General features: G+C 68.9%; 27 protein-coding genes and 1 tRNA gene. 8 read left to right on the top strand and 20 right to left on the bottom strand.

Annotated features, from left to right (window positions below; genetic code table 11):
* Positions 1–2: 2 nt before the first annotated feature.
* Together H9633_RS10950 and H9633_RS10945 are read right to left on the bottom strand one after the other, a co-directional pair.
* Positions 3–1,109, bottom strand: a complete 1,107-nt coding sequence (locus tag H9633_RS10950) for an HNH endonuclease family protein (RefSeq protein WP_225211415.1) — start codon at positions 1,107–1,109, stop codon at positions 3–5.
* Positions 1,106–2,185 (bottom strand): adenine-specific methyltransferase EcoRI family protein, encoded by a 1,080-nt coding sequence (locus H9633_RS10945; protein ID WP_191713198.1) that lies wholly within the window; start codon positions 2,183–2,185, stop codon positions 1,106–1,108. The genes H9633_RS10950 and H9633_RS10945 overlap by 4 nt, the downstream gene beginning before the upstream one ends.
* An 8-nt stretch (positions 2,186–2,193) precedes the next feature.
* On the opposite strand from H9633_RS10945, the gene H9633_RS13325 reads away from it, so the two are divergent.
* Complete coding sequence (locus H9633_RS13325) at positions 2,194–2,565, top strand: zinc finger domain-containing protein (protein WP_449843654.1); 372 nt, start codon at positions 2,194–2,196, stop codon at positions 2,563–2,565.
* Here the strand turns inward: H9633_RS13325 and H9633_RS13300 are convergent.
* The 7 genes from H9633_RS13300 to H9633_RS10905 all read right to left on the bottom strand — a co-directional run bounded on the left by H9633_RS13300 (position 2,562) and on the right by H9633_RS10905 (position 8,097).
* Positions 2,562–2,717: a TFIIB-type zinc ribbon-containing protein gene (locus H9633_RS13300; RefSeq protein ID WP_191713196.1), complete on the bottom strand. Its 156-nt coding sequence runs from the start codon at positions 2,715–2,717 to the stop codon at positions 2,562–2,564. The genes H9633_RS13325 and H9633_RS13300 overlap by 4 nt on opposite strands.
* Before the next feature lie 4 nt (positions 2,718–2,721).
* A complete protein-coding gene (locus H9633_RS10930) occupies positions 2,722–3,615 on the bottom strand; it encodes a hypothetical protein (RefSeq protein WP_191713195.1) in 894 nt (297 codons plus the stop codon).
* 163 nt (positions 3,616–3,778) lie between these two features.
* The gene (locus tag H9633_RS10925) at positions 3,779–4,183 is read right to left on the bottom strand and encodes a helix-turn-helix domain-containing protein (RefSeq protein WP_225211414.1); all 405 of its coding nucleotides are present in this window, start codon (positions 4,181–4,183) and stop codon (positions 3,779–3,781) included.
* A gap of 101 nt (positions 4,184–4,284) precedes the next feature.
* Complete coding sequence (locus H9633_RS10920; protein ID WP_191713194.1) at positions 4,285–4,995, bottom strand: hypothetical protein; 711 nt, start codon at positions 4,993–4,995, stop codon at positions 4,285–4,287.
* 230 nt (positions 4,996–5,225) lie between these two features.
* The gene (locus H9633_RS10915; RefSeq protein ID WP_191713193.1) at positions 5,226–6,104 is read right to left on the bottom strand and encodes a type II secretion system F family protein; all 879 of its coding nucleotides are present in this window, start codon (positions 6,102–6,104) and stop codon (positions 5,226–5,228) included.
* Positions 6,101–6,958, bottom strand: coding sequence for a type II secretion system F family protein (locus H9633_RS10910; RefSeq protein WP_191713192.1), 858 nt, complete (start codon positions 6,956–6,958; stop codon positions 6,101–6,103). The genes H9633_RS10915 and H9633_RS10910 overlap by 4 nt, the downstream gene beginning before the upstream one ends.
* The gene (locus H9633_RS10905) at positions 6,955–8,097 is read right to left on the bottom strand and encodes a CpaF family protein (protein WP_318247266.1); all 1,143 of its coding nucleotides are present in this window, start codon (positions 8,095–8,097) and stop codon (positions 6,955–6,957) included. The genes H9633_RS10910 and H9633_RS10905 overlap by 4 nt, the downstream gene beginning before the upstream one ends.
* Before the next feature lie 110 nt (positions 8,098–8,207).
* On the opposite strand from H9633_RS10905, the gene H9633_RS10900 reads away from it, so the two are divergent.
* Together H9633_RS10900 and H9633_RS10895 are read left to right on the top strand one after the other, a co-directional pair.
* Positions 8,208–8,289, top strand: a tRNA-Leu gene (locus tag H9633_RS10900).
* 55 nt (positions 8,290–8,344) lie between these two features.
* A complete protein-coding gene (locus tag H9633_RS10895; protein ID WP_071640730.1) occupies positions 8,345–9,109 on the top strand; it encodes a DedA family protein in 765 nt (254 codons plus the stop codon).
* A 13-nt stretch (positions 9,110–9,122) separates the two neighbouring features.
* Here the strand turns inward: H9633_RS10895 and ku are convergent, their stop codons facing one another.
* Complete coding sequence (gene ku, locus H9633_RS10890) at positions 9,123–10,079, bottom strand: non-homologous end joining protein Ku (RefSeq protein WP_191713191.1); 957 nt, start codon at positions 10,077–10,079, stop codon at positions 9,123–9,125.
* Between the two features lie 66 nt (positions 10,080–10,145).
* Here ku and H9633_RS10885 point away from each other — a divergent pair, with 66 nt between their 5' ends.
* The gene (locus H9633_RS10885; RefSeq protein WP_191713190.1) at positions 10,146–12,608 is read left to right on the top strand and encodes an ATP-dependent DNA ligase; all 2,463 of its coding nucleotides are present in this window, start codon (positions 10,146–10,148) and stop codon (positions 12,606–12,608) included.
* Between the two features lie 3 nt (positions 12,609–12,611).
* Here the strand turns inward: H9633_RS10885 and H9633_RS10880 are convergent, their stop codons facing one another.
* The 5 genes from H9633_RS10880 to H9633_RS10860 form a co-directional block, all read right to left on the bottom strand.
* Positions 12,612–13,532 (bottom strand): cation diffusion facilitator family transporter, encoded by a 921-nt coding sequence (locus H9633_RS10880; RefSeq protein ID WP_191713189.1) that lies wholly within the window; start codon positions 13,530–13,532, stop codon positions 12,612–12,614.
* A gap of 91 nt (positions 13,533–13,623) precedes the next feature.
* Positions 13,624–14,217 carry an RdgB/HAM1 family non-canonical purine NTP pyrophosphatase gene (rdgB, locus tag H9633_RS10875; protein ID WP_191713188.1) on the bottom strand — a complete coding sequence of 198 codons (594 nt, stop codon included), beginning with the start codon at positions 14,215–14,217 and terminating at the stop codon, positions 13,624–13,626.
* Entirely contained in the window at positions 14,214–14,960 is a 747-nt protein-coding gene (gene rph / locus H9633_RS10870; RefSeq protein ID WP_191713187.1) for a ribonuclease PH, read from the bottom strand. Before rph ends, rdgB begins: the two co-directional genes overlap by 4 nt.
* Before the next feature lie 79 nt (positions 14,961–15,039).
* Positions 15,040–15,909: a glutamate racemase gene (gene murI / locus H9633_RS10865; protein ID WP_191713186.1), complete on the bottom strand. Its 870-nt coding sequence runs from the start codon at positions 15,907–15,909 to the stop codon at positions 15,040–15,042.
* A 94-nt stretch (positions 15,910–16,003) separates the two neighbouring features.
* Positions 16,004–17,464, bottom strand: a complete 1,461-nt coding sequence (locus H9633_RS10860) for a glycoside hydrolase family 3 protein (RefSeq protein ID WP_191713185.1) — start codon at positions 17,462–17,464, stop codon at positions 16,004–16,006.
* A gap of 80 nt (positions 17,465–17,544) precedes the next feature.
* Here H9633_RS10860 and H9633_RS10855 point away from each other — a divergent pair, with 80 nt between their 5' ends.
* Complete coding sequence (locus tag H9633_RS10855) at positions 17,545–18,864, top strand: nicotinate phosphoribosyltransferase (protein ID WP_191713184.1); 1,320 nt, start codon at positions 17,545–17,547, stop codon at positions 18,862–18,864.
* 12 nt (positions 18,865–18,876) lie between these two features.
* Here the strand turns inward: H9633_RS10855 and H9633_RS10850 are convergent, their stop codons facing one another.
* The 3 genes from H9633_RS10850 to H9633_RS13055 are packed head-to-tail and all read right to left on the bottom strand — an operon-like array spanning position 18,877 to position 22,700.
* A complete protein-coding gene (locus H9633_RS10850; protein WP_071640714.1) occupies positions 18,877–19,143 on the bottom strand; it encodes a DUF3039 domain-containing protein in 267 nt (88 codons plus the stop codon).
* Between the two features lie 33 nt (positions 19,144–19,176).
* Positions 19,177–20,742, bottom strand: coding sequence for a hypothetical protein (locus H9633_RS10845; protein WP_191713183.1), 1,566 nt, complete (start codon positions 20,740–20,742; stop codon positions 19,177–19,179).
* On the bottom strand, positions 20,718–22,700 hold the full coding sequence (locus H9633_RS13055; RefSeq protein WP_318247265.1) for an ATP-binding cassette domain-containing protein: 1,983 nt from the start codon (positions 22,698–22,700) through the stop codon (positions 20,718–20,720). The genes H9633_RS10845 and H9633_RS13055 overlap by 25 nt, the downstream gene beginning before the upstream one ends.
* 233 nt (positions 22,701–22,933) lie before the next feature.
* Here H9633_RS13055 and H9633_RS10835 point away from each other — a divergent pair, with 233 nt between their 5' ends.
* The 3 genes from H9633_RS10835 (at position 22,934) to H9633_RS10825 (ending at position 24,976) form a co-directional block, all read left to right on the top strand.
* Positions 22,934–23,626, top strand: coding sequence for a phosphocholine cytidylyltransferase family protein (locus H9633_RS10835; protein WP_071640708.1), 693 nt, complete (start codon positions 22,934–22,936; stop codon positions 23,624–23,626).
* 85 nt (positions 23,627–23,711) lie between these two features.
* Positions 23,712–24,593: a hypothetical protein gene (locus H9633_RS10830; protein ID WP_071640706.1), complete on the top strand. Its 882-nt coding sequence runs from the start codon at positions 23,712–23,714 to the stop codon at positions 24,591–24,593.
* 77 nt (positions 24,594–24,670) lie between these two features.
* Positions 24,671–24,976 (top strand): hypothetical protein, encoded by a 306-nt coding sequence (locus tag H9633_RS10825; protein ID WP_071640704.1) that lies wholly within the window; start codon positions 24,671–24,673, stop codon positions 24,974–24,976.
* A gap of 9 nt (positions 24,977–24,985) precedes the next feature.
* Here H9633_RS10825 and H9633_RS10820 read toward each other — a convergent pair whose 3' ends face one another.
* Together H9633_RS10820 and H9633_RS10815 are read right to left on the bottom strand one after the other, a co-directional pair.
* Positions 24,986–25,291, bottom strand: a complete 306-nt coding sequence (locus H9633_RS10820; protein WP_191713182.1) for a helix-turn-helix domain-containing protein — start codon at positions 25,289–25,291, stop codon at positions 24,986–24,988.
* 143 nt (positions 25,292–25,434) lie between these two features.
* Positions 25,435–26,397, bottom strand: coding sequence for a nucleoside hydrolase (locus tag H9633_RS10815; RefSeq protein ID WP_225211412.1), 963 nt, complete (start codon positions 26,395–26,397; stop codon positions 25,435–25,437).
* Positions 26,398–26,418 lie beyond the last annotated feature (21 nt).

Genomic DNA, 26,418 nt, shown 5'->3' with positions numbered 1-26,418 from the left:
TCCTAGTGCCCACCCTTGCTGAGGTTGTCGGTGATGCAGAGCATCTGACAGTTCGACGCCTCGGTCTTCCCACCCTTGTGCCACGGCTTGATGTGGTCGGCGTGCATCTCGTTGAACTCGAATTGCTCATTGCAGAACGGACAGATTCCCTTCTGCCGCTCGTACGCTTCGCGTTTCTGGTTCGGCGTGAACGCGCGGATGCTGAGGTGCTTCTCCTGGCCGTCGAGCACGTACGAGTAGATGCCCTTCTTGCGAGTCACGTCCTCGTCCTGCATCAGCCGCGCCACCTCGACTTCGAGCGCCGCCGCATCCGAGGTGGTCCCCTTATGCGCGTTGTAGAGCTCGCCCCACGGCACGCCCTTCATCGGCGCGCGGTAGACCGGGAACGTCGCCTCGGCCCAGGTGATGACGCCCTGGAAGTAGAGCCATAGGTCGAGTGCGTTCGCGTCGTGCTGGTGGGTGGCCATGTAGCCCTTGACGTCGCCGTCGTTGATCCACTTGAGCGTCGTCTCCAGGTACGCCTGGCGGTTCAGCTCGCCCGTCACGTACTTGCTCCCGAGCCCGTAGGCGGGGCACCCGCTCTTGCTGAAATATCCTTTCGCGGATGACACCCACGGACCGGCGAACACTGCGTTCCGGAGCTCCTGCTGGGTGAGCTCCTCCCCCGCGATGTTGATGGTCTCGAACCAGGCGAGCTTCTCGCTGGCAGGACCCGAGCAGAGATAGACGGTCAGCTCATAGTCGAGGATCTGGTCTTTCTCATCCGGCTGGAGGTTGTGGAAGTAACGTCCCTCGAACGCGAAGTCGCCATCGACGTACTGGCAGATGCTGATGGTGCGCTGCTGGCCGTCCATCACCTCGTAGATACGCTCGTCGTCGTCAGGCACGTCGTCACGGACGGCCCAGTACATGACGTTGAGCGGGTAGCCCTTGATGAGCGTGTCGATAACCGCGTCGCGCTGCTTGTCCTTATAGACGAACTCGCGCTGGTACGGCGGGCGAATGTCGAGCTTGCCCTTGTACCCGACCACCCCGGCCTCGGCGTTGTCTTCGTAGTCCTCGGTGAGTTCGCGGACGGTGATCTTGGTGGGTTCGATGGTCATCTTCATGCGGTGGCTTCCTTGCGGCGAATGAACAGGCGTCGGTAAATCCCCTTCACTGGATACCCGACGTCGAAGTGGGTGCCAGGTCCGAATGAGTCGGTGCGGATCACGCAACCGAGGGTCCCCGTGTTGGACTTCTTGCGCACGCCGTCCACGACGCGCTCCTTCTTGCCGTACCGCTTGGTCATGGGATAGTCGGTGCCGCTCAGTCCGACGATCTCGAACTGGTCGGGGTTGTACTGGTTGAGGAATGTCAGCGGCACCCCCATCACGCCGTCGAAGTCCATGGGGATCTCCACGACCTTCGAAACTTCGATTGCGTCGTAGTTGTCGTAGGCCGGGTAGTCCTCTGCGTTGTAGCGCTTGTAGAGCACGAGGTCTTCGTGACGCTTGCTGAAATCCATGTTGGTGAACCAGCACGCGTTCCCGAGGCTGCGCCACTTCTGCCCGTCATCGTCGATCCAGAACCGGGTCTCGCGAGGTTCGTAGTAGTCGGGAACCCGGAACTTCATGTCGCCGCTGTTGTTCCCGACCCACAGCTTGTTCGCCTTGATCAGGGCGAAGATCTCCTTGTAGCTAATCGCGTTCTGGTTGCCGACGATGAGGAACTGCTTGTCGTACTTCATCATCTGCGCCACGAACTGGCGGAACAGCGAGAACGGCGGGTTAGTCACCACGATGTCGGCCTGCATGAGCAGTTCGATGCTCTCCGGGCTCCGGAAGTCACCATCACCGCGAAGCGGCTTGATCCCGATCTCATCTGGACCGGGCACGAGGTCGCCGTCCTTGTCACCTTCGTATTCGAGGTAGACCGCTTCCTCGGCGTCATTCTGGCTAAACAGGTCCACGTCCTGACTCTTGTAGCACGTGGCGATGAGCTTCTTCAGCCCGAGCTTCTCGAAGTTGTAGCTGAAGAAGTGGAAGAAGTTGCTGACCCGGGGGTCGTCGCAGTTGAGGTAGACGACCTTGCCCTTGAAGTGCTTCTTGTAGTGCTTGAGTTCCCGCTCAATATCCGACAGTTCTGTGTAGAACTCATCTTCCTTCGCGACCTTGGCTGCGCTGAGGTTGCTGTTGAGAGACACGTTGCTGGATCACTCCCGGGGGTTGGCCGGGATGCCCCGGTGGCACTCTGATCTTATTCGGAGCCCCCGACGTCAGCGCCGCGCCGCGAACCCGTGTCGGCACGTGCATCCGACTGAGCAACCGATCCCTGTCTATCGGGCCGCTCCCCGCCCTAGGCTGTCATCGAGCGACTCGTGAGGAGACGGAAATGAGCGATCTGACGTTGAAGGTGGGTTGCGACTATTGCGGCGCACAGCCCGGGGAACGCTGCCGGACTTCATCTGGCGCGGAGGCGTCGTCCAACCACGGAGCACGCAACGCGGTCAGTGGAGAGTTCTTTCGACAGGGCATGGACTTCGGCTACGAGCAGGGGTTCGCAGACGGCCGGGCGCAGCGCTAAGCGATTCGTCCGCATTCTGGACAACGCCAGACTGGCTCACCGTCGACCTCGGCGGGCTCCATCCGATGCAGACAGGTCGGGCAGTTCGGCGTGTCGAACGCGAGCGCGTCACGCTCGACCCTCAGCTGCCGCTGGCGCTCGAAATCATCCACGCGGTCACCTCTGGGCGGACTCGCTGCTGGTCGAGGTCGGTTCAGTCTGCGGCAGTGACGGATTGAGCCAGATCAGAGCGATCGGTAGCACGATCGAAGCAACAACCCAGGCGACCACCGAGCCGACAACTTTCAGCCTGCGAGCCGTCTTCACCTTCTCTCCGTCTTCCACCAGTTCGAACGGCCGGACCAGCCGTTGAATGAGGCGTATCGGAACTGCGGAGAAGAGCATCACGAAAACCAGATTGACTCCGAGTGCGGCCAGAAGCTCTACGCCGTTGTTTGTTAGCCAAAGGGTGAGGATCAGCCCGACCAGCCACACGGGGACCCCGACTACCCATAGCGCCACATTCGAACGGAACCACCAGTACCACGGCCGCTGGCGTTTCAATTGGCCGGAAAGCCGAGTACCAACAAGGTCAATCCAGTGTGCTTCTGGGCCTTCAAATACCGCTTGCACGCGGCGCTCATCGAGTTCGATTGTGAGGCGGTAGCCGCCTAACAATGCGGAGTAGCGCTCAGCGAGCTCGATCTTGATGCGTCGGACATCGGAGGGGTCGTCGATGTCGGCCATCACCGATTCCGGGTCGCCGGATGAAACCAGAGCCCAGCGACGCTGCTCGACCTCCAAGACCACCGCCGAGGCACGATCGAATTTCTCTAGGAGGTCTCGCTCACCTTCGATCCAGCGCGCGTCTGCTGCTTCTTCGCCCATGAACGCCCAGCTCTCGTGGGCCTCGCGGCGACGTTCGTTCTTGCCTGTCTCAATCACCGCTTGCCGCTTGTCGCGAACGTAATCTGCAAGTTCGTCAGCAGTCTTCACAAGCCCACGCAGCGCGCGCAGGTCACCCGCCCAGATGTCCTGTCCAACAGATCCTTTTGCAACCTTCGAAACCAACCCGCACCTATTCCCCTCGCACCGTTCGCACCGCTTGCTGAGGAGCGTACCTGTTCCCACGGACACTCCCCCGGCTCCAGTGGGGTCTTCCTGAACACGGAGAAGGCCCGACGCCCTCTGAGGGGGTGCCGGGCCTTCTCGATTCAAGGGAGAGGCGCGGAGCCTATTCCTGGATGAGTCCTGGGCGTGGCGTCGGAGCCATGGAGCCGATCACCGCCTCCGCATTCGCATTGAACCTGTCGAAGATCGACACCACCACCTGCATGTCCGGTGCCGCCTTCGCATCCTGCGACGTGAGGTCGGCGTATGCCGCCGCGTGGTTGCGGAGCGCCTGCGACAGGAACTGCCGTTCCCGAGGAGCCGTGCACGTGTCGAGGAGATCGAGCGTCTTCTCGGTCGCATCGAGGATGCGCTCGGACAACGCCGCCCGCCGGTTCCGCGCATACTCGCTCTGCACCCTCCGCGCCTTCGCCATCGCCATCGCCGTACCCGACGACCCAGAGCCGATCATCGCGAACTCGACGCCGGGGGCATCGCGCACGATGCGCGTGATCACACGTGTCGACACCCCCGTCGCCTCCGAGACCTCGCGGCGGGTCTTGCCAGCCTCTACCAGGTCGATAACCTGCGCTTCGACCTCAGGGGCCGTGCGCTTACCCGCCGCCACGGTCAGGCTCCCTTGACTGCCACGGCGTCACGCCGCAGGCGCAGGCCGTCCAGCTTCTCGACCTTATAGTCGATCTCCACGTCACGAGTGACCGACTCATCCATGCCGAGTGCCGCGTAACCCTGCGGGTCCAGGCGAGCCACGCGGGACATCGCCGCGAGGGACGAGCCGCCCTCCAGCGCCTCGATCAGCAGGTCGCGCCATGCCGACACCAGGTTGGCGTCTGCCGTGAGGTCACGCGCCCGGGTCGCCGCCGGGACGCCCCGCTCGACCAGCTGCTGGAAGACCAGCTCGCGAACCTCCGCGATCACACCGGACGGATCTGCCGACCTGAGAGCCTCCGGCGACACCTCGATCCACTGGGCGATCGCCGCCAGACGGAGCGGGTTCGCCGCGAAGATCAGCGCCTCAAGCGACCGGCCAGCGGCCAGGAGCGTCTGCACCTTGCGCCACTCGGCCTCCTGGAGCGCCACATCGTCGGCGTTCTTCGGGGCGAGCCCGTCGAGCACCTCCGCGATCTGCGCGTCCGAGTCGGCATCCTTTGCGGCCGGGATCCGGTCGCTGAGCGCCGCCCGAGCCTGCATGAGTCGCTCGAACCGCTCGCGGTGGATCGCGGAGTTGGTGTAGTTCGGGTTCTGATAGTCGACGGCCTGAGCCACCGAGCGCCGGAAGGTCAGGAACGCCTGCACGAAAGGTGCGGTGTCGACGGTCATTTGAGTTACCTCGATTCTGGGCGGGCCGCGCCCTGGGTGGATTTTGCGATCCGTGGGTGGGTTAGGCCCTGGGTGATCCGTCAGCAGTCGCTGACGGAGGTTTCTGGGCGCGACAAAACCATGCGCGACTTCACGGCACAAGTCACCACGTCGAGAGCGGGCATCACGCGGCCTCATCGACGTCCCGGAGAGAGACCTCGAACGGGAACTTGGGGAGGGTGACCGGAGCGTTAGACGCAAACCCACCGAGTAGGGAGGAGCATGAGGATCTCCTTCTGCCCTGCCTGCTCGATGAGCACGCGCTTCGCCTCGTCTCTGGCGTCGGCAGCCTGCGAGTGCAGCACCGCGGCGAGCGGCGCACCGTGCTCGAGGGCGGCGACGATCTGGTCGGTGGCACGGGAGAGCCCCGGCAGCTGCAGCCGCGTGGCTGTCTCGCCGAGCGCGTCCGCGAGCGGTGACCCGGTGTGCACCGCCAGCACCGTCTGACGCAGCTCTCCGGTCAGCTCCCCCGTGCCGATCGCCGACACGCGGCGCAGCGCGTCGAGCAGCGACTCGCCCGCTGAGAGGCACAGGGCGAGGAACTCCAGCGTCGTGGGCAGCTCGTCGGCCAGGCGCGCGCGACGAGAGCGTGCCCGCGCGGTGAGCTGCATGTCGTATGCGATCGCCGCGCCGGCTGCGGCGATGACCGGCAGCAGCACGGCCGGCGGAGTCATGCGCCCCGAGACCGCCATGACCACCACGGCGACCGCGCCGACCAGGAGTCCGGTCACTCCCCAGGCGAGCTGACGCCCGCGGAAGGTCGCGGGTGTCTGGTCGGCGCCGGCCTGCCCGAGACGCAGCCGCAGCGTGTCGCCACCGCCGAGCATCCGGTCGAACATCTCCCGCAGCCTGTCCCAGAGTCGGCGGCCGTGCACCGGCATGACGCTGACGGCCGGCAGGATGCCCGCCGGCAGCGCATCATCGTCGACCACATCGCGCACGTACGGCGCGATCCGTCGCTCGAGAGAGGGAGCGCCCCAGCGCGGCAGCGCCGAGAGCACGCCGAGCAGGCCGAGCGCGAGCGACCCGCCCAGCAGCACCGCGATGGCGGCATCCGTCGCGGCGGTCATCCGAACCACCGCTCCGGCTCTGGCAGCCGCCCGATGCGCAGCATGATGCGGAACGCCACCACCGACACGACCGCGCCGACGAGGATGACGAGCACTCCCTCGGTGCTGCCGTACGCGTCGCGACCCTCGGGGCGCATCACGAGCAGCCCCAGGATCACCCAGGGGGCGACCGCGCCGAGCACGGCGGCGCCGCGGATCCACGACTGCCGCGCCTCGACCTCGCCGCGCAGCGCGGCATCCGCGCGCACCGACGACGACAGCGCGCGCAGCACGCCGGTCAGCTCGGTGCCGCCGACCTGGCGGGCCATCCGCAGCGTCTCGGCGATGCGGTCGGCGATCGGATCGGCCAGTGTCGCCTTCAGCCGGTCGAGGCTCGACTCGAAGCGTCCGGTCGACTGCAGGTCGCGGGCGAAGACCTGGAACGCCGGACGCACGGCCGGCGGCGCCGATTCGGCGAGGCTCGCCACCGCATCCGGCAGCGAGAGCCCCACACGGATGGCCGCGACCAGCAGATCGCAGACGTCCGGCCACATCTGCCGCCGCGCCTTGCGCAGCCGCAGCCTGCGTCCGCGCAGGAACATCACGGGAGCGGCAGCGCCGGCGAGCGCAGCGAGGGAGACCAGCACCGGGATGCCCGTGAGCAGCCATGCGAGGGCGGCCGACACCGCGGCGATCGCGACCATGACCGCGACGATCGTGCGCGTCGGCGTGCGCGAGTGCCCGGCCTCATCGAGCAGCCGTCGCAGACGCGTGCTGCGCGGATCGCGAGCGGGTCCCTCCTGGCGCGGCCAGAGCCACGGCGACACGCACAGGAGCAGCCCCGCACCGAGCAGCGCGCCGACGAGCAGAGTCATGTCACCTCCTCCGCCCGGTAGACCGAGGTGCTGACGATGCGGCCGTCGGCGACCTCGCCCGTCGGCGCGATCACCTCGACGACCCGACGCGACCCGTCTGCCTCCCGACGACAGTGCACGACGAACGAGATCGACGATGCCAGCGCCGGCACGATGAAGGAGCGGTCGATGTTGCGCCCGGCGAGCAGGGGCAGCAGCGCCAGCTTCTCGAGTGCCTCCGCGGCCGAGTTGGCGTGCACTGTGCCCGCGCCGGGCACGCCGGTGTTCAGGGCGAGAACGAGATCGAGCGCCTCGGCATCGCGGACCTCGCCGACGACGAGGCGATCAGGTCGCATGCGCAGGGCCTCCTTCACGAGCCGGCGCAGCGTGATCTCTCCGGTGCCCTCGAGACTCGCCTGGCGGCCCTGCAGCGCCACCACGTCCGGGCCGTCGACGGCGAGCTCGAACGTCTCTTCGACCGTGATGATGCGCTGGTCGGCCGCGCAGGCTGACAGCAGAGCACCGAGCAGCGTGGTCTTGCCCGCGTGCGTGGCGCCGGAGACGATGATGCTGCGTCCCGCGCGCAGCCCGGCCAGCAGCAGGTCGGCGACCTGCGAGGGCACGGAGCCCTGCGCGACCAGCGCCTCGATGGTGCGGTGCCGCGTCAGGAACTTGCGGATGTTCACCGCCCAGGATCCACGCACCACGTCGGCGATCGCGACGTGCAGACGCGATCCATCGGGCAGCGACGCATCGACGAACGGCTGGCTCACGTCGACGCGACGGCCCGTGGTCTGCAGCATCCGCTCGACGAGGTCGCGGATCAGGGCATCCGTCAGCTGCAGGTCGACGCGGTGCGTCGCCCCGCCCTTCGCGACGAACACCCGGTCGGGACCGTTGAGCCAGATCTCCTCGATCTCGGGGTCGTCGAGAAGAGGCTGCAGCGCGCCGAACCCCGAGACGGATGCCAGGACATCGCGCACGAGAGCCGCTTCGTCGTCGATCATCGCCTCGCCCCGCTGCAGGGCGAGGTCGTTGTGCCTGCGCACCTCCAGCTGCGCGATCCGACGCGCCTCGTCGGGCTCGGCCGAGGGATCGGTGTTCTCCAGGCGCAGACGCCGACGCACTCTCTCGGCGACGGCGGCGGACGGATAGCTCACGCCGGGCATCCTGACAGAGATCGACACGCCCGCGTCGAAGTTATCCACAGGAAGCCGTAGGGCGAATCTATGGAAAACCCGACCGACTCGATCGCTAGACTCAAAACCGCGCGGAAGTGGTGGAATCGGTAGACACGCAGGATTTAGGTTCCTGTGCCCCCGGGCGTGTGGGTTCAAGTCCCATCTTCCGCACCGCATCTCCGCACTCCGCCGATATCGAACGACGGGAACTCTTTTGCTCCACACCATGCTCCAGGCCCCGACGGCGCTGATCCCATGGCTCGACCCGGCGAACATCATCGAGGGAGCAGGTGCCTGGGCGCTCGCGGTGGTCTGCTTCATCGTGTTCGCCGAGACCGGGCTGCTGGTGGGCTTCCTGCTGCCGGGTGACACGCTGCTCGTCATCTCCGGGCTGCTCACCCACACCAGCGACATCTTCGGCGTGAACATCTGGGGCGTCTCGCTGCTGATCGCGCTCGCGGCGTTCGTGGGCGGCGAGGTCGGCTATCTCATCGGACACAAGGGCGGGCCCGCGGTGTTCGAGCGCAAGGAATCCGGCCTGTTCAGCGTGAAGAACGTCGAGCGCACCAACGCGTTCTTCGACCGCTTCGGCGGAATCACGATCATCCTCGCCCGCTTCGTGCCGATCGTGCGCACCTTCGCCCCGGTCGCCGCGGGAGTCGGCCACATGCCGTGGAAGCGGTACTCGCTGTTCAACCTGATCGGCGCGCTGCTGTGGGGCTTCGGCCTGACGATGGTCGGCTACCTGATCGCCTACATCCCGTGGATCCGCGACCTCGTCGTCGACTACATCGACCTCATCCTGCTGCTCGCCGTCGGCGGCACCGCCGTCGTCACCCTGTGGCACTACCTCGTCGAGCGGTACAAGGCCAAGAAGGCCGCCGCCCGCGGAGACGACGTCGACACGGATGCCGCCGAGGCAGAGGCCCTGCGGCTGGATCCCGAGGTCTTCGACCGTGCGCCCGACCTCGACGGCGACGGGAAGCACTGACCCTGCCGAAGGCTCAGCCGGCCTTCTTCCTGGTCGACGCCTTCTTCGCCGCCGGCTTCTTCGGGGCCGCCTTCTTCGGGGCCGCATTCTTCGGGGCCGCCTTCTTGCGCGTCGGCTTCTCCTCGTCGGCGTCCCCGTCGTCGGCTGTGTCCTCGGCATCCGCCGCCGCGCTGCCCTTCCTGGCCGCCTTGGTGCGCTCGACGCTGGCGCGCAGCGCCTCCATCAGGTCGATGACCTCGCCGCCCTTCTCGGCCTCGCGCTCGTCGCCGAAGGTCGAGGCCGCGTCGAAGCCCTCGCCCGCCTCGATCTTCGCGTCGATGAGGGTGCGCAGCTCCTTCTGGTACTCGTCGACGAACTCCTCCGGGTCGAAGTCGCTGGAGTAGCTCTCGACGAGAGCTGCCGACATCTCGAGCTCCTTCGTGCTGATCTTCACGTCTTCGTCGAGCGCGGGGAAAGCGGCCTCGCGCACCTCGTCCGCCCAGAGCAGCGTCTGCAGCACGAGCACGTCGCCACGCACGCGCAGCGCGGCGAGGCGCGTCTTCTGCCGCAGGGTGAAGCGCACGATGGCGGTGCGGTCGGTCTGCTCGAGGGTCTTGCGCAGCAGCACGTACGCCTTCGGCGACTTCGAGTCGGGTTCCAGGTAGTAGGCCTTGTCGAGGGTCAGCAGATCGACCTGGTCGCTGGGCACGAACTCGACGACGTCGATCTCGCGGCTCTTCTCGGTCGGGAGCGACGCCAGGTCGTCCTTGGTGAGCACGATCGTCTGCCCGTCGTCGACGTAGGCGCGGTCGATGTCGGCGTACTCGACGGGCTCGCCGTCGATCTCGCAGATGCGCTGGTACCGGATGCGCCCGCCGTCCTCGTGGTGCACCTGGTGCAGCGGCACGTCGTGGTCCTCGGTCGCGGAGTACACCTTCACCGGGACGTTCACGAGTCCGAACGTCAGAGCGCCCTTCCAGATGCTTCTCATGCCCTCAGTGAACACCAGGCCGCCGCCAGCCGCGAGGGGCTTGCGGATGCCCACTAACCTGGCCCCATGGCATCCGGCGAGCAGGTCGTTCAGATCGACGACCGTCGCCTGCGCATCACCAACCTCGACAAGGTCGTCTACCCCGAGACCGGCACCACCAAGGGCGAGGTGATCGCCTACTACTCGCAGATCGCGCCGCTCATGCTGCCGCACCTGCGCGGACGCCCGGTCACCCGCAAGCGGTGGGTCGACGGGGTCGGCACGGCAGACGCGCCCGGCGGGAGCTTCTTCACCAAGCAGCTCGAGCGCGGGGCCCCCGACTGGATCAGGCGGATGCCGATCGAGCACTCCGACGGCCCGAAGGACTACCCGCTCGCCGACGATGTCGCCTCGCTCGTCTGGTTCGCGCAGATCGCCGCTCTGGAGCTGCACGTGCCGCAGTGGCGCTTCACCCCTTCCGGCGGACGCGGGATGCCGGACCGGCTCGTGCTCGACCTCGACCCGGGTCCCGATGTGGGCCTCACGCAGTGCGCCGAGGTCGCGCGGATCGCCCGCGTCATCCTCGGCGGGATGGGGCTGGAGCCGATGCCGGTCACGAGCGGCAGCAAGGGCATCCACCTGTACGCCCGCCTGCCCACGGCCGACGACGGCACCGGCCTGCAGTCGAGCGATGACGTCTCGGCGGTGGCGAAGGAGCTCGCGCGGCTGATCGAGGCCGACCATCCCGACCTCGCGACCCACGTCATGGCGAAGTCGCAGCGCGGCGGCAGGGTCTTCATCGACTGGAGTCAGAACAGCGCGTCCAAGACCACCATCGCGCCGTACTCCCTGCGCGGACGCGCTCACCCCTGGGTCGCGGCGCCACGCACGTGGGATGAGCTCGACGACCCGGCTCTGCGGCACCTCGACCTGCACGAGGTTCTCGAGCGGATGCGCTCCGGCGTCGACCCCCTGGCGGCCCTCGCACCGCCCAGCACCGCGCTCACCTCGTACCTCGCGAAACGGGACGCCGAGAAGACTCCCGAGCCCATGCCGCGCACGGCATATGCGGGCTCGGGCGATGCGCCGCGGTTCGTGATCCAAGAGCACCACGCCAGTCGGCTGCACTACGACCTGCGGATCGAGCGCGACGGCGTGCTCGTCAGCTGGGCGGTGCCGAAGGGCGTGCCGGAGACCGCCGACCGCAACCACCTGGCGGTGATGACGGAACCCCACCCGCTCGAGTACCTCGACTTCGAGGGCGAGATCCCGGCCGGCGAGTACGGTGCAGGTTCCATGACCGTGTGGGACACCGGCACGGTCTCACTGGAGAAGTGGCGCGACGAGGAGGTGATCGGCACGTTCACCGGGCAGCCGGGCGGCAGGCTCGGCACAGCCCGTCTCGCTCTGATCCGCACCGGCGGCGAGGGCGAGAAGTCGCAGTGGCTGCTGCACCGCATGAAGGATGCGGACGCGCAGCCATCCCCCGGCCGGCGATCCCCTCGCCGCACCGGGAGACCGTCTCCACCCGAGCAGGAGAACAGCGCCGACGCCACCGCGGTGCCCCCGTTCATCCCGCCGATGCTGTCGGAGTCCGGCACGCCGGGCCTCGCGCGTTCGCTCAGCGAGCCGGCGTGGGCGGAGATCAAGTGGGACGGCATCCGAGCGATCGGCACGTGGCAGCGCGATGGCGACGGCATCGGCCGGTTCACTCTGCGCGCCCGCAGCGGCACCGACATCACCGCGCGCTATCCCGAGCTCACCGCCGACGGAGCCCCGCACCTGCCAGCCGCCGAGGCGGTGGTCGACGGCGAGATCGTCGCCTTCGACCACGACGGGCGCCCCAGCTTCGCCCTCCTGCAGAATCGGATGCACCTCACCAAGGGCCGCGAGATCGAACGCGAGGTCGTGCGCACCCCGATCAGCTACATGCTCTTCGATCTGCTGCGACTCGACGGGCACGACCTCACCGGCATGCCGCTGCGCCAGCGGCGCGAGCTGCTCGAGCAGCTCGCCGCCGATCTCGACGCTCCGGTGCAGGTGCCGCCCGTCTTCGACGATCTCGAGGCCGCTCTCGACGCGAGTCGGGAGTTCGGCCTCGAGGGTGTCGTCGCCAAAGACCCCGACTCCCGGTACCGACCAGGGCGACGCTCGAGCTCGTGGCTGAAACTCAAGCGGACGCATGCCCAGGAGGTCGTCGTCGTCGGCATTCGGCCCGGTCAGGGCGCCCGTCGAGACGGGATCGGCTCGCTGCTGCTCGCCGTGCCGTCACCGGAGGCCGACGGCGGTCTGCGCTACGTCGGTCGGGTGGGCACCGGATTCACCGACCGGATGCTGCGCGATCTCCGCGCGCAGCTCGAGCCGCTGCGCGTGCAGACCGCCCCGTTGCAGGTGCCCTCACCCGACGCATCCGACGCGCTGTGGGTGCGTCCGGAACTGGTCGGCGAGGTGGAGTTCGCGAACTGGTCACCGGGCGGCATCCTGCGTCACTCCCGCTGGCGCGGGCTGCGGCCGGACAAGTCGCCCGACGAGGTGCGCGTCGAGGACTGACGCTCAGGCGTGCGCGGCCTCGCACTCGTCATGATCGGCGGGCTCGAGCTGGAAGGTCGAGTGGGCGACGTCGAAGTGGTGCGCAAGACAGCCCTGCAGCTCCTGCAGCAGCCGCGACGAACCACCGGATGCCAGCACGGCCGGTTCCACCGTCACATGCGCGGTGAACACGGGGGCGCCGCGGGTCAGCTGCCACACGTGCACGTCATGCACGTCGACGACGCCCGGATACACCCGCAGATGCTCGCGGATCTCGCTGACCGCCATGCCCTGCGGTGCAGACTCCGCCAGCACCGAGAACACCTCCCGCAGCAGCGAGATCGCGCGCGGCAGGATGAGCGCCGCGATCAGCAGCGAGGCGATCGCGTCGGCCGGCATCCATCCCGTGGTCACGATCACAACGGCGGCGGCGATGACCATCGCCGACCCGATCAGGTCGCCCATCACCTCGAGGTAGGCGCCGCGCACGTTGATGCTCGTCTTCTGCGCGCGGCTGAGCACCCACATCGCGATGGCGTTGGCGATCAGGCCGATGACTGCGACGGCCAGCATGAGCGGGCCCGCCACCTCGACCTCGCCCGGGTCGATCAGCCGCTGGATGCCCTGCACGGCGACCACGACCATCAGCGCGATGAGGATGATGGCGTTGATCAGCGCACCGAACACCTCCGCGCGCTGGTAGCCGAACGTGCGCCGGTCATCGGCGGGTCGCGCGGCCACCGCGGTCGCGATCAGGGCGATCACGAGGGCCGACGAGTCGGTGAACATGTGCGCGGCGTCGGCGAGCAGCGCCAGCGAGCCCGACAGGATCGCGCCGACGACCTGCACCACCATCACGGTGGCGGTCAGCGTCAGCGAGATCGCCAGCAGGCGCCGGTGGCCGGCGTCGCGAATCCCCCCGGCGGCGGGTGCGTGGTCGTGCATGCCTCCAGGCTAGGCCGGGCGGCACGCTCTCGAGGCCCTTTCCGAGCACACGGGAACGGTAACGGTTCTCAACAGCTCGGGCGGGGCGGTGCTACAGCGCGGCGAGCAGCGGGATCAGAGCCTGGAAGGCGCGGGCCCGATGCGACTGCGACTGCTTCTCGGCGTCGGTGAACTTGCCTACTGAGCGCTCCGAGGCCGGGTCCTGACCGTCGGGGATGAAGATCGGGTCGTACCCGAATCCCCCCGAGCCGGATGCCCGGTGCGCGAGGCGCCCGGGCCAGACGCCCTCGACGGTGCGCTCTGCGCCGTCGGCGGTCACCAGCGCGATGGTCGAGTGGAACTGCGCGGTGCGGTGGGGGTCGGCGACGTCGCGGAGCTGGTCGAGCAGCAGCGCGAGGTTGGCCGTGGCATCCTTCTTCTGCCCCGCCCAGTACGCCGAGAAGACGCCGGGGGATCCGCCGAGCACGTCCACGCAGATTCCGGAGTCGTCGGCGAGCGCCGGCAGCCCTGTATGTGCGAACGCCGCGCGTGCCTTGATCAGCGCGTTCTGCGCGAAGGTGACGCCGTCCTCGACCGGCTCGGGCCCGTCGTACCCGATCACCTCGAGGTCGGGACGGGTGGCGGCGACGATCTGCTGGAACTCCGCGACCTTGTGCGGGTTGTGCGTGGCGAGGACGACCTTCATTCGGCACTTCCCTCGGCCAGCGCCGCGAGCTGGTGCTGCTGCAGCGACGCGCAGCCGGCGACTCCCAGGTCGAGCAGGGCGTCGAGCTCGCGCTTGTCGAACGGCGCGCCCTCGGCGGTGCCCTGCACCTCGACGAAGAGCCCGCGTCCGGTGACGACGACGTTCATGTCGGTCTCGGCGCGGACGTCCTCGACGTAGGCGAGATCGAGCATCGGCTCGCCGTCGATGATGCCCACCGAGACGGCCGCGACGGTATCGAGCAGCGGCTTCGCGTTGCGACCGATGAACTTCTTGTCCCGACCCCACTCGATGGCGTCGGCGAGCGCGACGTACGCCCCGGTGATCGCCGCGGTCCTGGTGCCGCCGTCGGCCTGCAGCACGTCGCAGTCGATGACGATGGTGTTCTCACCCAGCGCCTTCGTGTCGACCACCGCGCGCAGCGCGCGGCCGATGAGGCGGGAGATCTCGTGCGTGCGACCGCCGATGCGGCCCTTCACGCTCTCGCGGTCGTTGCGCGAGTTGGTGGCACGCGGCAGCATCGCGTACTCGGCGGTCACCCACCCCTTGCCCTTGCCGGTCAGCCAGCGCGGCACGCCGTTGGTGAACGACGCGGTGCACAGCACCTTCGTGCCGCCGAAGCTGATCAGCGCCGAGCCCTCGGCGTGCGTGGACCAGCCGCGCTCGATCGTGATCTCGCGGAGCTGGTCGGTGCTGCGCCCGTCGGCGCGGACGATGTCTGACATGGTGTCCTCTCGGAGCGGTTCAGGGCGGAGCGGTTCGAAGGCGGAGCGGTTCAGGGCGGATCGGGTCGAAGGCGGGGTGTCAGGGCTGGACGGTGCCGTCGCGGCCGACCTCATCGGCTTCAGCTGCGAGCAGGTACGGCAGATCGATCACGCCGGTCTGCACGAGCTGCACGTCGCGCACCTCGTGGCCCATCAGCCGGTTCGCGAGGGCGGTGAAGTCCTCCGCCGAATCGCCGGTCGCCTCGTAGACGTAGCTGGCGACGGCGCCCGGGGATGCGAGCTGATCGTGCTTCACGAGCTGGCGGTAGACGTCGGCGGCGGTCTCGTCGTCGCTCGAGACGAGCGAGACGCCCTCGCCCATCACGTAGCTGATCGCGCCGCGCAGAAACGGGTAGTGCGTGCATCCGAGCACGAGGGTGTCGACCCTGGCATCCCGCAACGGGGCGAGGTACTCCTCGGCCACGGCCAGCACCTCGGGCGAGCCGGTGATGCCGGCCTCGACGAACTCGACGAAGCGAGGGCACGCGGCGGTGAACACCTCCAGGCGCTCGTTCACCTCGAGCATGTCCTGGTACACCCGCGAACCGATCGTGCCGACCGTTCCGATCACGCCGACGCGGCCATTGCGCGTGGTCGAGACGGCGCGCCGCACGGCAGGGCCGATCACCTCGACGACCGGCACGTCGTACCGCTCGCGGGCGTCGCGCAGCACCGCCGCGGATGCCGTGTTGCACGCGATCACGAGCATCTTCACGCCCTGGTCCACGAGCGCGTCGAGCACCTCGATGCTGTACCGCCTGACGTCGGCGATCGGCTTCGGCCCGTAGGGCGAGTGCGCCGTGTCGCCGATGTACACCAGAGACTCCTGCGGAAGCTGCGCGCGGATGGCCCTCGCCACCGTGAGTCCGCCGACACCGGAGTCGAAGATCCCGATCGGTGCGTCGTCCATGGTGTTCAAGCCTAGTCGGCGGCATGCTGCTCTCGGGTGCGGACGCCCTGGTGCCGCTCTTCGGAGTACGGCCCGCGGCTGCTGTTCGACGGCGTCAGCGCCCCCGCAGGGCGCGCCGGGCGGCGCGGGCGGCGAGCGCGCTGGCGGCAGGCGACGAGACGACGACGCCGTCGGATTCCGCGAACAGCCCCACGTTCACCGCGACGACGCCTGGCGCGGCAGCGCGGAGCGCATCCAGCACGGCCCGCTGCGCGCACCCGACGTCCAGACGGTCGACGAGCACGACGCTCTGCCGCGCGATCACTCGACCGGCAGCATCGGCGAGCTGACTCCTCGTGGCCGACGATGCGTCGAAGCGCACGATCTCGCCGCCGACGGCGAGAACCCGTGCGACGTGATCCGCCGCGCTGTCCACCGCCAGGCTCGACGGGGTGCGCAGGTCGATGACCGTGGTCGGCTCGTCGGTGAAAGCCGGCAGCTCGCCCTGCACGCGCACCGCACGATCGGCGATGCTGTCCGCGTCGAAGACCGCCTCCGGGGGCTCGGGGCGCCGCCTGACGGCATCCGCCATCGACGCGACGCGCCGGGCCGCCTCCTCCACCCGCTCGCGGGCGAGCTCGCCGTTGCGGATCGCCGCGATGATCGCGTCGCGTGCCGAGCGGTAGTCCCGCTCGTCTTGATCGGGCAGCATCGCCGCTCCGGGGTTCGTGGGGTTGCCGATGCACAGCAGGTCGACGCCCGCGGCGAGAGCCTGCACCGCTCCCCCGCCGATCCCCGCCCGCTCCCGGATCGCGGCCATGTCGAGGGCGTCGCTCACGATCACCCCGTCGAAGCCGTCGGCGCGCAGCCGCCCGAGCACGGTCGGGCTGAGGGTGGCGGGAGCGTCGCCCCAGAGGGGAGAGCCGATGTGCGCGGTCATGATCGAGCGCACCCCCGCCTGCACCGCGGCGGCGAACGGCGGAAGATGCTGCTCGTCGATCTCGCGCTGCGTGAGGGTGAGGACGGGCAGATCGTGGTGGGAGTCGGTGCGCGTGTCGCCGTGCCCGGGATAGTGCTTGGCGCACGCCGCGAGCCCCGCTCGCTGGATGCCCCGCACCGCGGCGGCGGCGTGTCGGGAGACGAGGTCGGCGCTGTCGCCGAAGGAGCGCACCCCGATCACGGGGTTGCGCGGGTCGCTGTTCACATCCGCCACCGGGCCGAGCACGACGTCGGCGCCGACGGCGTCGACGCGTCGCGCGATCTCGTAGCCGGTCGCCTCCGTGGCCGTGACGTCGTCCACGACGCCCAGCTGCGCCGCCCCCGGGACGGTGGATCCGCCCTGCGTCTCGAGCCGCGTGACGCTGCCGCCCTCCTCGTCGATGCCGATCAGCGCACGCGGCGATCGATCGTGGATGCTCGCGCTCAGCGCGGCCGTGTCACCGACGAGATTCTGCGCGAAGTAGACCACGCCCGCGAGCCCCTCATCGAGCGCGATGCCGAGCCACGTCGGCACCTCGGAACCGAGGAATCCGGGCCACAGGACTCCGTTCACGAGTCGGGTCAGCTCGTCTGACATGCGCAGGCTCCGTCGCGGGTCGTGGGGGCGGGCGTCCGCTGACCAGTATCCCCGACCCGGCGGCTGGATACACTGGCCCGATGAGCTCCGCGTTCCTCACCGACCGCTATGAACTGACCATGCTGGCCGCGTCGCTGCGGGACGGCACCGCGTCGCGACCGAGCGTGTTCGAGCTGTTCTCGCGGCGCCTCTCCGGCGGCCGTCGCTTCGGGGTCGTCGCCGGCACCGGGCGCCTGCTGACGCTGCTGCGCGATTTCCGCTTCGGCGAGGACGAGCTGCGGTATCTGCGCGACAACGACGTGGTGGATGCCGAGGCCGTCACCTACCTCGAGAACTACCGATTCACGGGAACCATCCGCGGCTACCGCGAGGGCGAGCTGTACTTCCCCGGTTCCCCGATCCTCACCGTCGAGGGCACGTTCGCCGACGCCGTCGTGCTCGAGACACTCGCGTTGAGCGTGCTGAACCACGACTCCGCGGTCGCGACGGCGGCGTCGCGGATGAGCATCGCCGCCGGCGAGCGCCCGCTCGCGGAGATGGGCTCGCGTCGCGCAGCAGAGCAGTCCGCGGTCGCAGCCGCCCGCGCCGCGTACATCGCGGGATTCGCGTCGACGAGCAACCTCGAGGCCGGGCGGCAGTGGGGTATCCCTACGATGGGCACCGCGGCGCACTCGTGGACTCTGCTGCACGACTCCGAGGAGGATGCGTTCCGCTCTCAGATCGAGAGCCTCGGCACCGGCACCACGCTGCTCGTCGACACCTACGACATCCGCAAGGGCGTGGAGACGGCCATTCGTGTCGCCGGCACGGGGCTCGGCGGGGTGCGGCTCGACTCGGGCGATCTGCCGCTGGTCGCGGCGGCCGTCCGCCAGCAGCTCGATGAGCTCGGGGCGACCGGGACGAAGATCACGGTGACGAGCGACCTCGACGAGTACGCGATCGCCGCCCTGGCGGCCTCCCCCGTCGACTTCTACGGGGTCGGCACCTCCGTGGTCACCGGTTCCGGCTACCCGACCGCGAGCATGGTCTACAAGCTCGTCGCCCGACAGGACTCCTCCGGTGGCTGGGTCGCCGTGGCCAAGGCATCCACCGACAAGGGGTCGAAGGGCGGACGCAAGGCGGCGTTCCGCACCCTCGACGCGGGCGTCGCTGTCGCCGAGACCGTGTCGGTCGCCGACGGCTTCGAGCAGGTCGACACGGCTGCCGAGCACCCTGACGCCCGCGCACTGCAGGTCGTTCTCGTCGACGGCGGCGAGATCGATGCGGCGCACGAGGGCGCCACCGGGACCGCGTCGGCGCGAGAGCATCACCTGCGGGTGCGGGAGGAGCTGCCCGTGCGGGCGCTGGCCCTCAGCAAATCGGACCCGGCGATCCCGACTCTGTTCGTGGATGCGGACTGACGCGACGACGCGTCAGGACACCATGCTCTCGTAGATCTCTTTGCAGGTCGGGCAGATCGGGAACTTCTCCGGGTCGCGGCCCGGAGTCCACTTCTTGCCGCAGAGCGCGCGCACCGGCTTGCCGGTGATCGCCGACTCGAGGATCTTGTCCTTCTTGACGTAGTGCGAGAAGCGCTCGTGGTCCCCCGGCTCGAGATGCTCTTCCTGCAGCAGCTCTTCGAGTTCGCGATCGAGCGTTGCCACGCCACCCTGATCGGGGCTGTCCAGCGGAGTACTCATGCCGAGATTCTATCCGCGTCTGGGACGCCGAGGTCAGGTCCTCTCGACGAACTCCATCAGCCTCTCCCCGCTGCGCTCGAAGATCACGGCGCCCACCGCGGCACCGCCGAAGAGCACGACGACTCCGCTGATCACCCCGACCCAGAATGTCGTCGGCGCGTGCTGGTCGCCCTCCACGATCGTCAGGCCGAACAGCCAGATCGTGGGCGTGCTCGCGAGCAGGGCGCCCACGAAGGTCAGCGCGGCGCCGTACGAGCCGTGTGCAGACGAGCGCTGCGGCTGCTGGAACGGACTGTCCCCCGGCCGCGAGACGGCGTACGGCGCGACGACCGATGCGATGCTCGACATGCCCAGCGCGGTGAGCAGAAGCGCCGCCGTCACGCCGATCAGAGGCAGCAGGAGATGCCAGTCCGAGATGACCGCGAGGGTGACGGAGATGCCGATCGCGAGCACGGGGAGAGCGACGAGCAGCACGGGCACGAGTCGGCCGAGCCGATCGGGCAGTCCGCGCACGCCGCTGGCGATGTGCATCCACAGTGCCGTGGAATCGTAGGCGGCGTCGTTGTGCGGCAGCCACCCGAAAAACAGCGCCATGAGCGGAACCGGAACGAGGGCGGCGAGCCACAGCGGCACTCCGGCCACGAGCAGAGGGAACACCGTCAGCACGCCGGCGATCGGCACGACGAGCAGGTTCACGATGTATCGCCGGTCCCGCAGCCAGTACACGAGGCTGCGCGCGGCGATGGCGCCGAACGCGTTGGCCGGCAGCAATCCGAACCATCCCAGTCCCGACCGCTCGCGCGTCGCATAGGGGCGCTCGGATGCGGTGAGAAGCCGCCTGACCAGCAGATGCCACAGCAGCAGCATCCCGCCGATCGTCGCGACCGCGATCAGACCGCTCGCCCACGCCGCGCCCGTCTCGCCCGCGGCGAGATGGAAGAGGAACGCCTGCGGGGCTGCGAGCGGCGAGAAGCCGACGATGGCCGTCGCCGTCTGCACGGCCGGGGGCACCTGGCCGTCCCAGCGCAGCGACGCGAAGTACGCCGCGACGGGGAACGCGATGACGATCACCGGCAACGCGAACAGGATGGTCAGCTCGCGCGAGCGGCGCTCGGGCAGCAGGATCGCGCTGATGGCCATCCCTACGCGGGCGGCGAGCGCGATCGACAGCACGCCGATGGCGCCGAACAGCACAGCCGCCGCCCAGGCGACTCCGGCGTTGACGACGACGATCACGACGCACGCGGTCACGGCGATCAGGGCGAGGCTGGGTACGCTGATCAGCGAGGCCAGCGCAAGCATCCAGCCCAGTCGCCGCTCATCCAGGCCGAACGGCCAGAAACGTCGTGGATCGAGCTGATCCGGCGTGCCGGTGAGCATGGGGCCGACGAAGAAAGCCAGCATCAGCGCCGCCGCGCCGAGCGCGATGACGGTGCGAGCGGTCGCGAGTGGTGCGTCGCCGAGACCGAGGACGGCGATGCAGACGACGACGGTCGCGGCGATGGATCCCGCGAGCGCGACCGCGGCGCGAACCGCACGCTCCCCGCGCAGCGCACCGACGAGCAGCGCGACCCTCAGGCGGAGAACGTGTGCAACCACTCGAGTCCCTCCACTTCGCCGCCGGTGCCCGAGAGCTCGATGAATCGCTGGGTCAGCGTCTGACCCGCGCGGACCTCGTCGATCGTCCCCTCGGCGAGCACCTCTCCGCCCACGATCACGGCCACGCGCGAGCATACCCGCTCGACGAGATCCATTCCGTGGCTGGAGAGGATGACCGTTCCGCCGTGTGCGACGTACGACCGCAGGATGTCGAGGATCACACCCGACGAGACCGGATCGACGGCCTCGAAGGGCTCGTCGAGCACGAGGACGCGCGGCGAGTGGATCAGGGCTCCGGCCAGCATCACCTTCTTGGTCATTCCGGCCGAGTAGTCCGATACGACGCGGCTCAGCGCCTCGCTGAGATCGAACGCGCGGGCGAGGTCGGCGGTGCGCTTCTCGATGACGGCGCGGTCGAGCCCGCGCAGCTGTCCGTAGTAGTACAGCAGCTGGCGTCCGGTGAGCCGGTCGAAGGTGCGCAGCCGGTCGGGCAGCACGCCCATGACCCGCTTGGCCTCGAGGGGCTTCTCACGCTGATCGATTCCGCTGATGTGCACGGTGCCCGCGTCGGGTCGCAGCAGGCCGGCGATGATCGACAGCGTGGTGGTCTTGCCTGCGCCGTTCGGGCCGACGAGGCCGTAGAACGATCCGGCCGGAACGGTCAGGTCGACATCGTCGACCGCGACGGAGTCGCCGAAGCGCTTCACCAGACCTCGGATGCGGATGGCCTCGCCCGACGGCGCGTCTCCGTCCGGGTCGGTGACGACCAGATCAGCCACGGCCGGGTCGGTGACGGCCGGGTCAGCCACGGCTGGGTCAGCCACGGCCGAATCGGCGACGGCCGGGTCCGCGACGGCCGGGTCCGCGATGGCCGAATCGGCGACGGCCGGGTCCGCGACGGCGCTCGAGATCGCCTCGTCTGGTGTTGCAGATTCGGTCGCGGCGGAATCTGCTGCCGAAGCATCGCGTGCCGGGGTGGTCGGTGCCTGGTCTCCCGGCTCGACGACGACGGCAGAACCTGCCTCTCCGCGGCGCGGTGGGCGGGCCTCCGCCAGCTCTGCGCTGTTCGATGCGGCGACCCCGCTGTTCGATGCGGCGACCAGCCGACGCACGGGCTCGGCGTCGAGAGCGATGACCGCATCGGACGTGATCTCGGGCACCGACGGGGCGGAATCGGCGACCGCGCCGTCGGTCCCCGGTGTCGAAGCGGATGCCGTCTTCGCGCGTGCCTTCGTCACCGGGGGCTTCGCTGTCGATGCAGGCGCCGCGCCGGAGGACGACGTCGATGTGGACGCCTTCGTCGGGGATGCCGCGGTGGACGGCGTCGTGGCAGACGTCTTCGCCGCGCTCGTGGTCTTCGCAGCGGTCGCCTTGGCTGCGGTCGACTTCGCAGCGGCCGACTTCGCCTTCGCAGCCGTGGTCTTCGTCGCCGGGGTCTTCGCAGCCGTCGTCTTCGCCGCGGTGGTCTTCGCCGCCGTCGCCTTCGCCGCGGTGGTCTTCGCCGGAGCGGCAGCGCTCTCCTCGAGCGCCCCCTCCTGTTCCGCGCCCACGGGATCGGCGGGCGCCGACTTCTTCGCGGCGGCAGCGGCAGCGGTCTGGGCCTTCTTCGCTGTCTCGGCCCGCTTCGCCGCCGCGGTCTTGGTCGCCGTCGTCCGAGCGGCGGTCGTACGACTCGCCGTCTTCGCGGCCGCTCCCGTGGTGGACGCCTTCTTCACAGCCGCCGCACGGCCGGCATCCGCCTCTGCCGCCTTCTTCGCCGCGGCGGACTTCGAGGCCGCCGACGTCGCTGCCGCCTTCTTGACGGCGGCCGTCTTGGCGGCGGCGGCACCCGGGCTGCTGGCGGCCTTGCGGGGCGCGCGCGCGGGCTTCTTCGGCTCGGCCGACGGCTCGGCCGCAGCGTCGCTCGACCTCGTCGTGTCGTCGATGCGGGCATCTTCGGGATCAAGCGGAGCAGTCACGCGTCTACGGTACCAACCGCCCCTGACAGGCCCCCGGCGGCCGAAACCGGGAGACATCGCGAACGCAACCCCCTTGTGGGACTCTGGGAGAAACGTGTGCAATCGATCACGAAAGGACAACGGGACAGCCTTCCCCCGGCGTCTCTCAGCGGCTATCGGTAGCATTGCGGAGGCACGAAGAGGTGTCCCGTCGGTGAACCGACAGTGAACACCGTTCTTTCTTAGGAGATTCCGTGACTCTTCAGACCGTCATCCTCGCAGCCGGAATGGGCTCGCGCCTCGGCCGCGCCCTGCCGAAGCCGCTCACCGAGCTGAGCGACGGCCGCACGATCATGGGCCAGCAGCACGACAACATCCGCGCGGCCTTCGGCAAGAGCGCCCGCATCACGACCGTCGTCGGCTACCGCGCCGAGACGATCATCGAGGCCTTCCCCACCGCGAACTACGTGCACAACGAGCGCTACGACGTGACCAACACGTCCAAGAGCCTGCTGCGCGCGCTGAACGCCACCGGCAAGAGCGGCGTGCTCTGGATGAACGGCGACGTCGTGTTCGATCCGCGCATCCTCGGCCGTGCCATCGAGTTCATCGAGCGCGACCAGTCGTTCGTCACCGTCAACACCTCGAAGGTGAGCGACGAAGAGGTGAAGTACACCGTCACCGCTGAGGGCTACATCAACGAGCTCTCGAAGACGGTCAAGGGCGGCCTCGGCGAGGCGGTCGGCATCAACTACATCTCGTCGCGCGACAAGAAGGCGTTCATGCGTCAGCTGCAGCGCGTCGAGGACCAGGACTACTTCGAGCGCGGTCTCGAGCTCGCCATCGCCGAGGACGGCCTGCTTCTCGAGCCGATGGACGTCTCGGATCTGTACGCGGTCGAGGTCGACTTCGCTGAGGACCTGGAGCGCGCGAACCTCTTCGTGTGACCCACATGCATGCGTGAAGCCCCGCCCCTGTCAAGGGGAGCGGGGCTTCAGGCATTCTTACGGGCGTGGCGCATAGGATCGCCGCATGCGTGAGAAGGTCCACAAGATCCACTCGCTCCCCGAGGACTCCCCCTGGGACAAGCCCGTGCCACCCGTCGGGTCGCACGAGCACCCGCTCAGCGTGCGCAGCCTGGATCGGGTGATGGCCGTGCAGCGTCCGCTGGTCGTGGCGCACATCCGCAGCATCCGCCGGCGCCATCCCGACGCGACCCCCGAGCAGATCGTGCGCGCGCTCGAGGCTCGCTACCTCGCCGCTGTCACGGCCGGCGGGGCGGCGGTCGGCGCGACCGCGGTCGTGCCGGGCATCGGCACGGGCGTCACGCTGGCGCTGTCCGGCGTCGAGACCATCGGCTTCATGGAGTCGACAGCGCTGTTCGCGCAATCGATCGCCGAGGTGCATGGCATCGCGGTCGACAATCCCGAACGTGCGCGCGCGCTGGTCATGATGCTGATGCTCGGCAAGGAGGGCGTCGATCTGGTCTCCCAGCTCGCGCGGCAGGCGACCGGCACCGGCGGAACCCGTTCGTCGTACTGGGGTGAGATGGTGACGAAGTCGCTGCCGCGCGCGGCGATGGGACCGATCGTCGACCGATTGAAGTCCGCGTTCATCCGCCAGTTCGCCAAGCGCGGCGGGGCGTCCATCATCGGCAAGGCGCTGCCGTTCGGCGTCGGTGCGGTGGTGGGCGGCGCCGGGAATCACCTTCTCGGGCGGCGGGTGCTGACGACCTCGCGACGCGCTTTCGGCGCCGCTCCCGCGACGCTCCCGGCGGAACTCGAGCCGTCGCCGGCGGGCGAGAAGATCGAGATCCGGATGCTGAACGGCGCACGGTTCATCGGATCGAAGCTCCGTCGCACTCCGCGAGGGGTCGAGCCGCCCTCCGACATCTCCGCCACAGACGGCGAGTGAGACGAGACTCTCCACAGATCGGGAATCGTCGTCTGCCGCGACGTCGGGGCGTCTGAGCTCATTCCTACCGTGGCGGGATGCTGCACCCCATCGATCCCGCTGAGCCCACACCACCCATCGCGTACGGCGTGCCGTGGGTGATCACCCGTCGCGACCGTGCGCACCCGGTCGTGCTCAACGCCGGCCGCGAGCCGGTCGACTTCGTACGCGTCTTCCGCGACGACGTCGACCACCAGCAGGTCGTCGACCTGTGGGGTCAGGTGCTGCCTGGCGAGACCGTCGAGCTGTGCCTGTGCTCCTCCGACCCCGACGAAGCGGTGGTGTCGATCGCCTGGTTCCGGCAGCTGGACGGGCTGGAGTACCTGTGGCGATTCGTCGTGTGACGCCGTCGGTCACCGCTCGTCGCGGCGGCGCAGCTCCCTGCGGAAGTCCGACTCGGAGTACGGCTTGACGTTCTCGGGCAGGTCGGCGGCGGTGAGCCCGTCGACGAAGGTCGCCGGCTCGACCTCGAGCGCAGTCGCCAGCTGGATCAGCACGAACAGCGTCGGGTTTCCGATTCCGCTCTCGATCCGAGCGAGGTGAGAGACATCCATGTCTGCGCGCTCGGCCAGCTTCGCTCTGCTGATCGTATGCTTCGCACGCAGCTCCCGTACCCGCATCCCCACCTTCTCGGATGCCTGCGATCGGGCGGCTTTCATCCCTCCAGCATCCTGGCGCGGCGCATGGCGACCGCATGCATGTGCACATGGGCTTTTATGCCTGCTCGGGGCACTCGTGCACGAGAGCGTTCAGTCCGAAGAGAGGACCATCGCCTGAGCCGGCCCGACCTGACGCGGCAGGCTCACTCCCCCGGCAGCGCCAGTACGGTCCGCACGAGGAGGTCGGCCACGGCATCCGCGTCGATGCCCAGAGCCACCTGCGAGCGCGACCACTCGTCATCGAGACCGTGCAGCCGGTCCTCACCCGCGAAGGCGCGGCGATCCACGATCGTCTGCCCGCGGCTGTAACCGCTCAGCTCGACGCGCACCGGCAGCGCCTCGAACCGCACCAGCTCGGGCGCCACCAGCGCGCACACCGCGCCCGCGTCGCCGATCAGCCCGGTGTACATCAACGACTCGTCCTCGCTCAGCGCCACCCGATGCCCGAGCAGCTGCCCGACGACGCGACCGACGCGATGCGAGCTCGACGCGAGCTCGTCGGCGAGCGCCTGCGGCACCGCCACCCGATTGAACACGTCCAGACCGTACATGACGGTCGGCACCCCGGCATCCAGCACGATCGCGGCAGCCTCGGGGTCGTGCCAGACGTTGAACTCCGCCAGTGCCGTCGCGTTGCCGACGCTCGCCGACCCGCCCATGAACACGATCCGCTCGATCCGCTCCGCCACCTCCGGGTGGGTGCGAAGCAGCAGCGCGAGATTCGTCTGCGGTGCCAGCGCGACGAGTGTGACGGGCGTGGGATGCTGCATGATCAGCCGACGCATCAGCGCGACGGCCGACTCGCCGACGGCATCCCGCCCACTCGCGGGCAGGGCAACGCCACCCAGTCCGTCCGCCCCGTGCACGTGCGAGGCCGCCCGCGCCGGCGCGAGCAGCGGTCGCGGGGCGCCGCCTGCCACCGGCACATCAGAGGCGTCGGCGAGATGCAGCACCCGCAGCGTGTTCTCGACCACCTGCTCGAGCCCGGCGTTGCCGGCGACACAGGTGACGCCGAGCACCTCGATGTCGGGATGGGCTGCGGCGAAGAGCAGGGCGAGGGCGTCGTCGATGCCGGTGTCGACATCCATGATCACGGGGATGGGCATGCTGACGAGCATACGCAGGGA

The organism is Microbacterium commune, from assembly GCF_014836945.1.
Taxonomy (GTDB): domain Bacteria; phylum Actinomycetota; class Actinomycetes; order Actinomycetales; family Microbacteriaceae; genus Microbacterium; species Microbacterium commune.
Note: the sequence above shows the minus strand (reverse complement) of the source record. Positions and strands in the feature narration are given on the sequence as shown.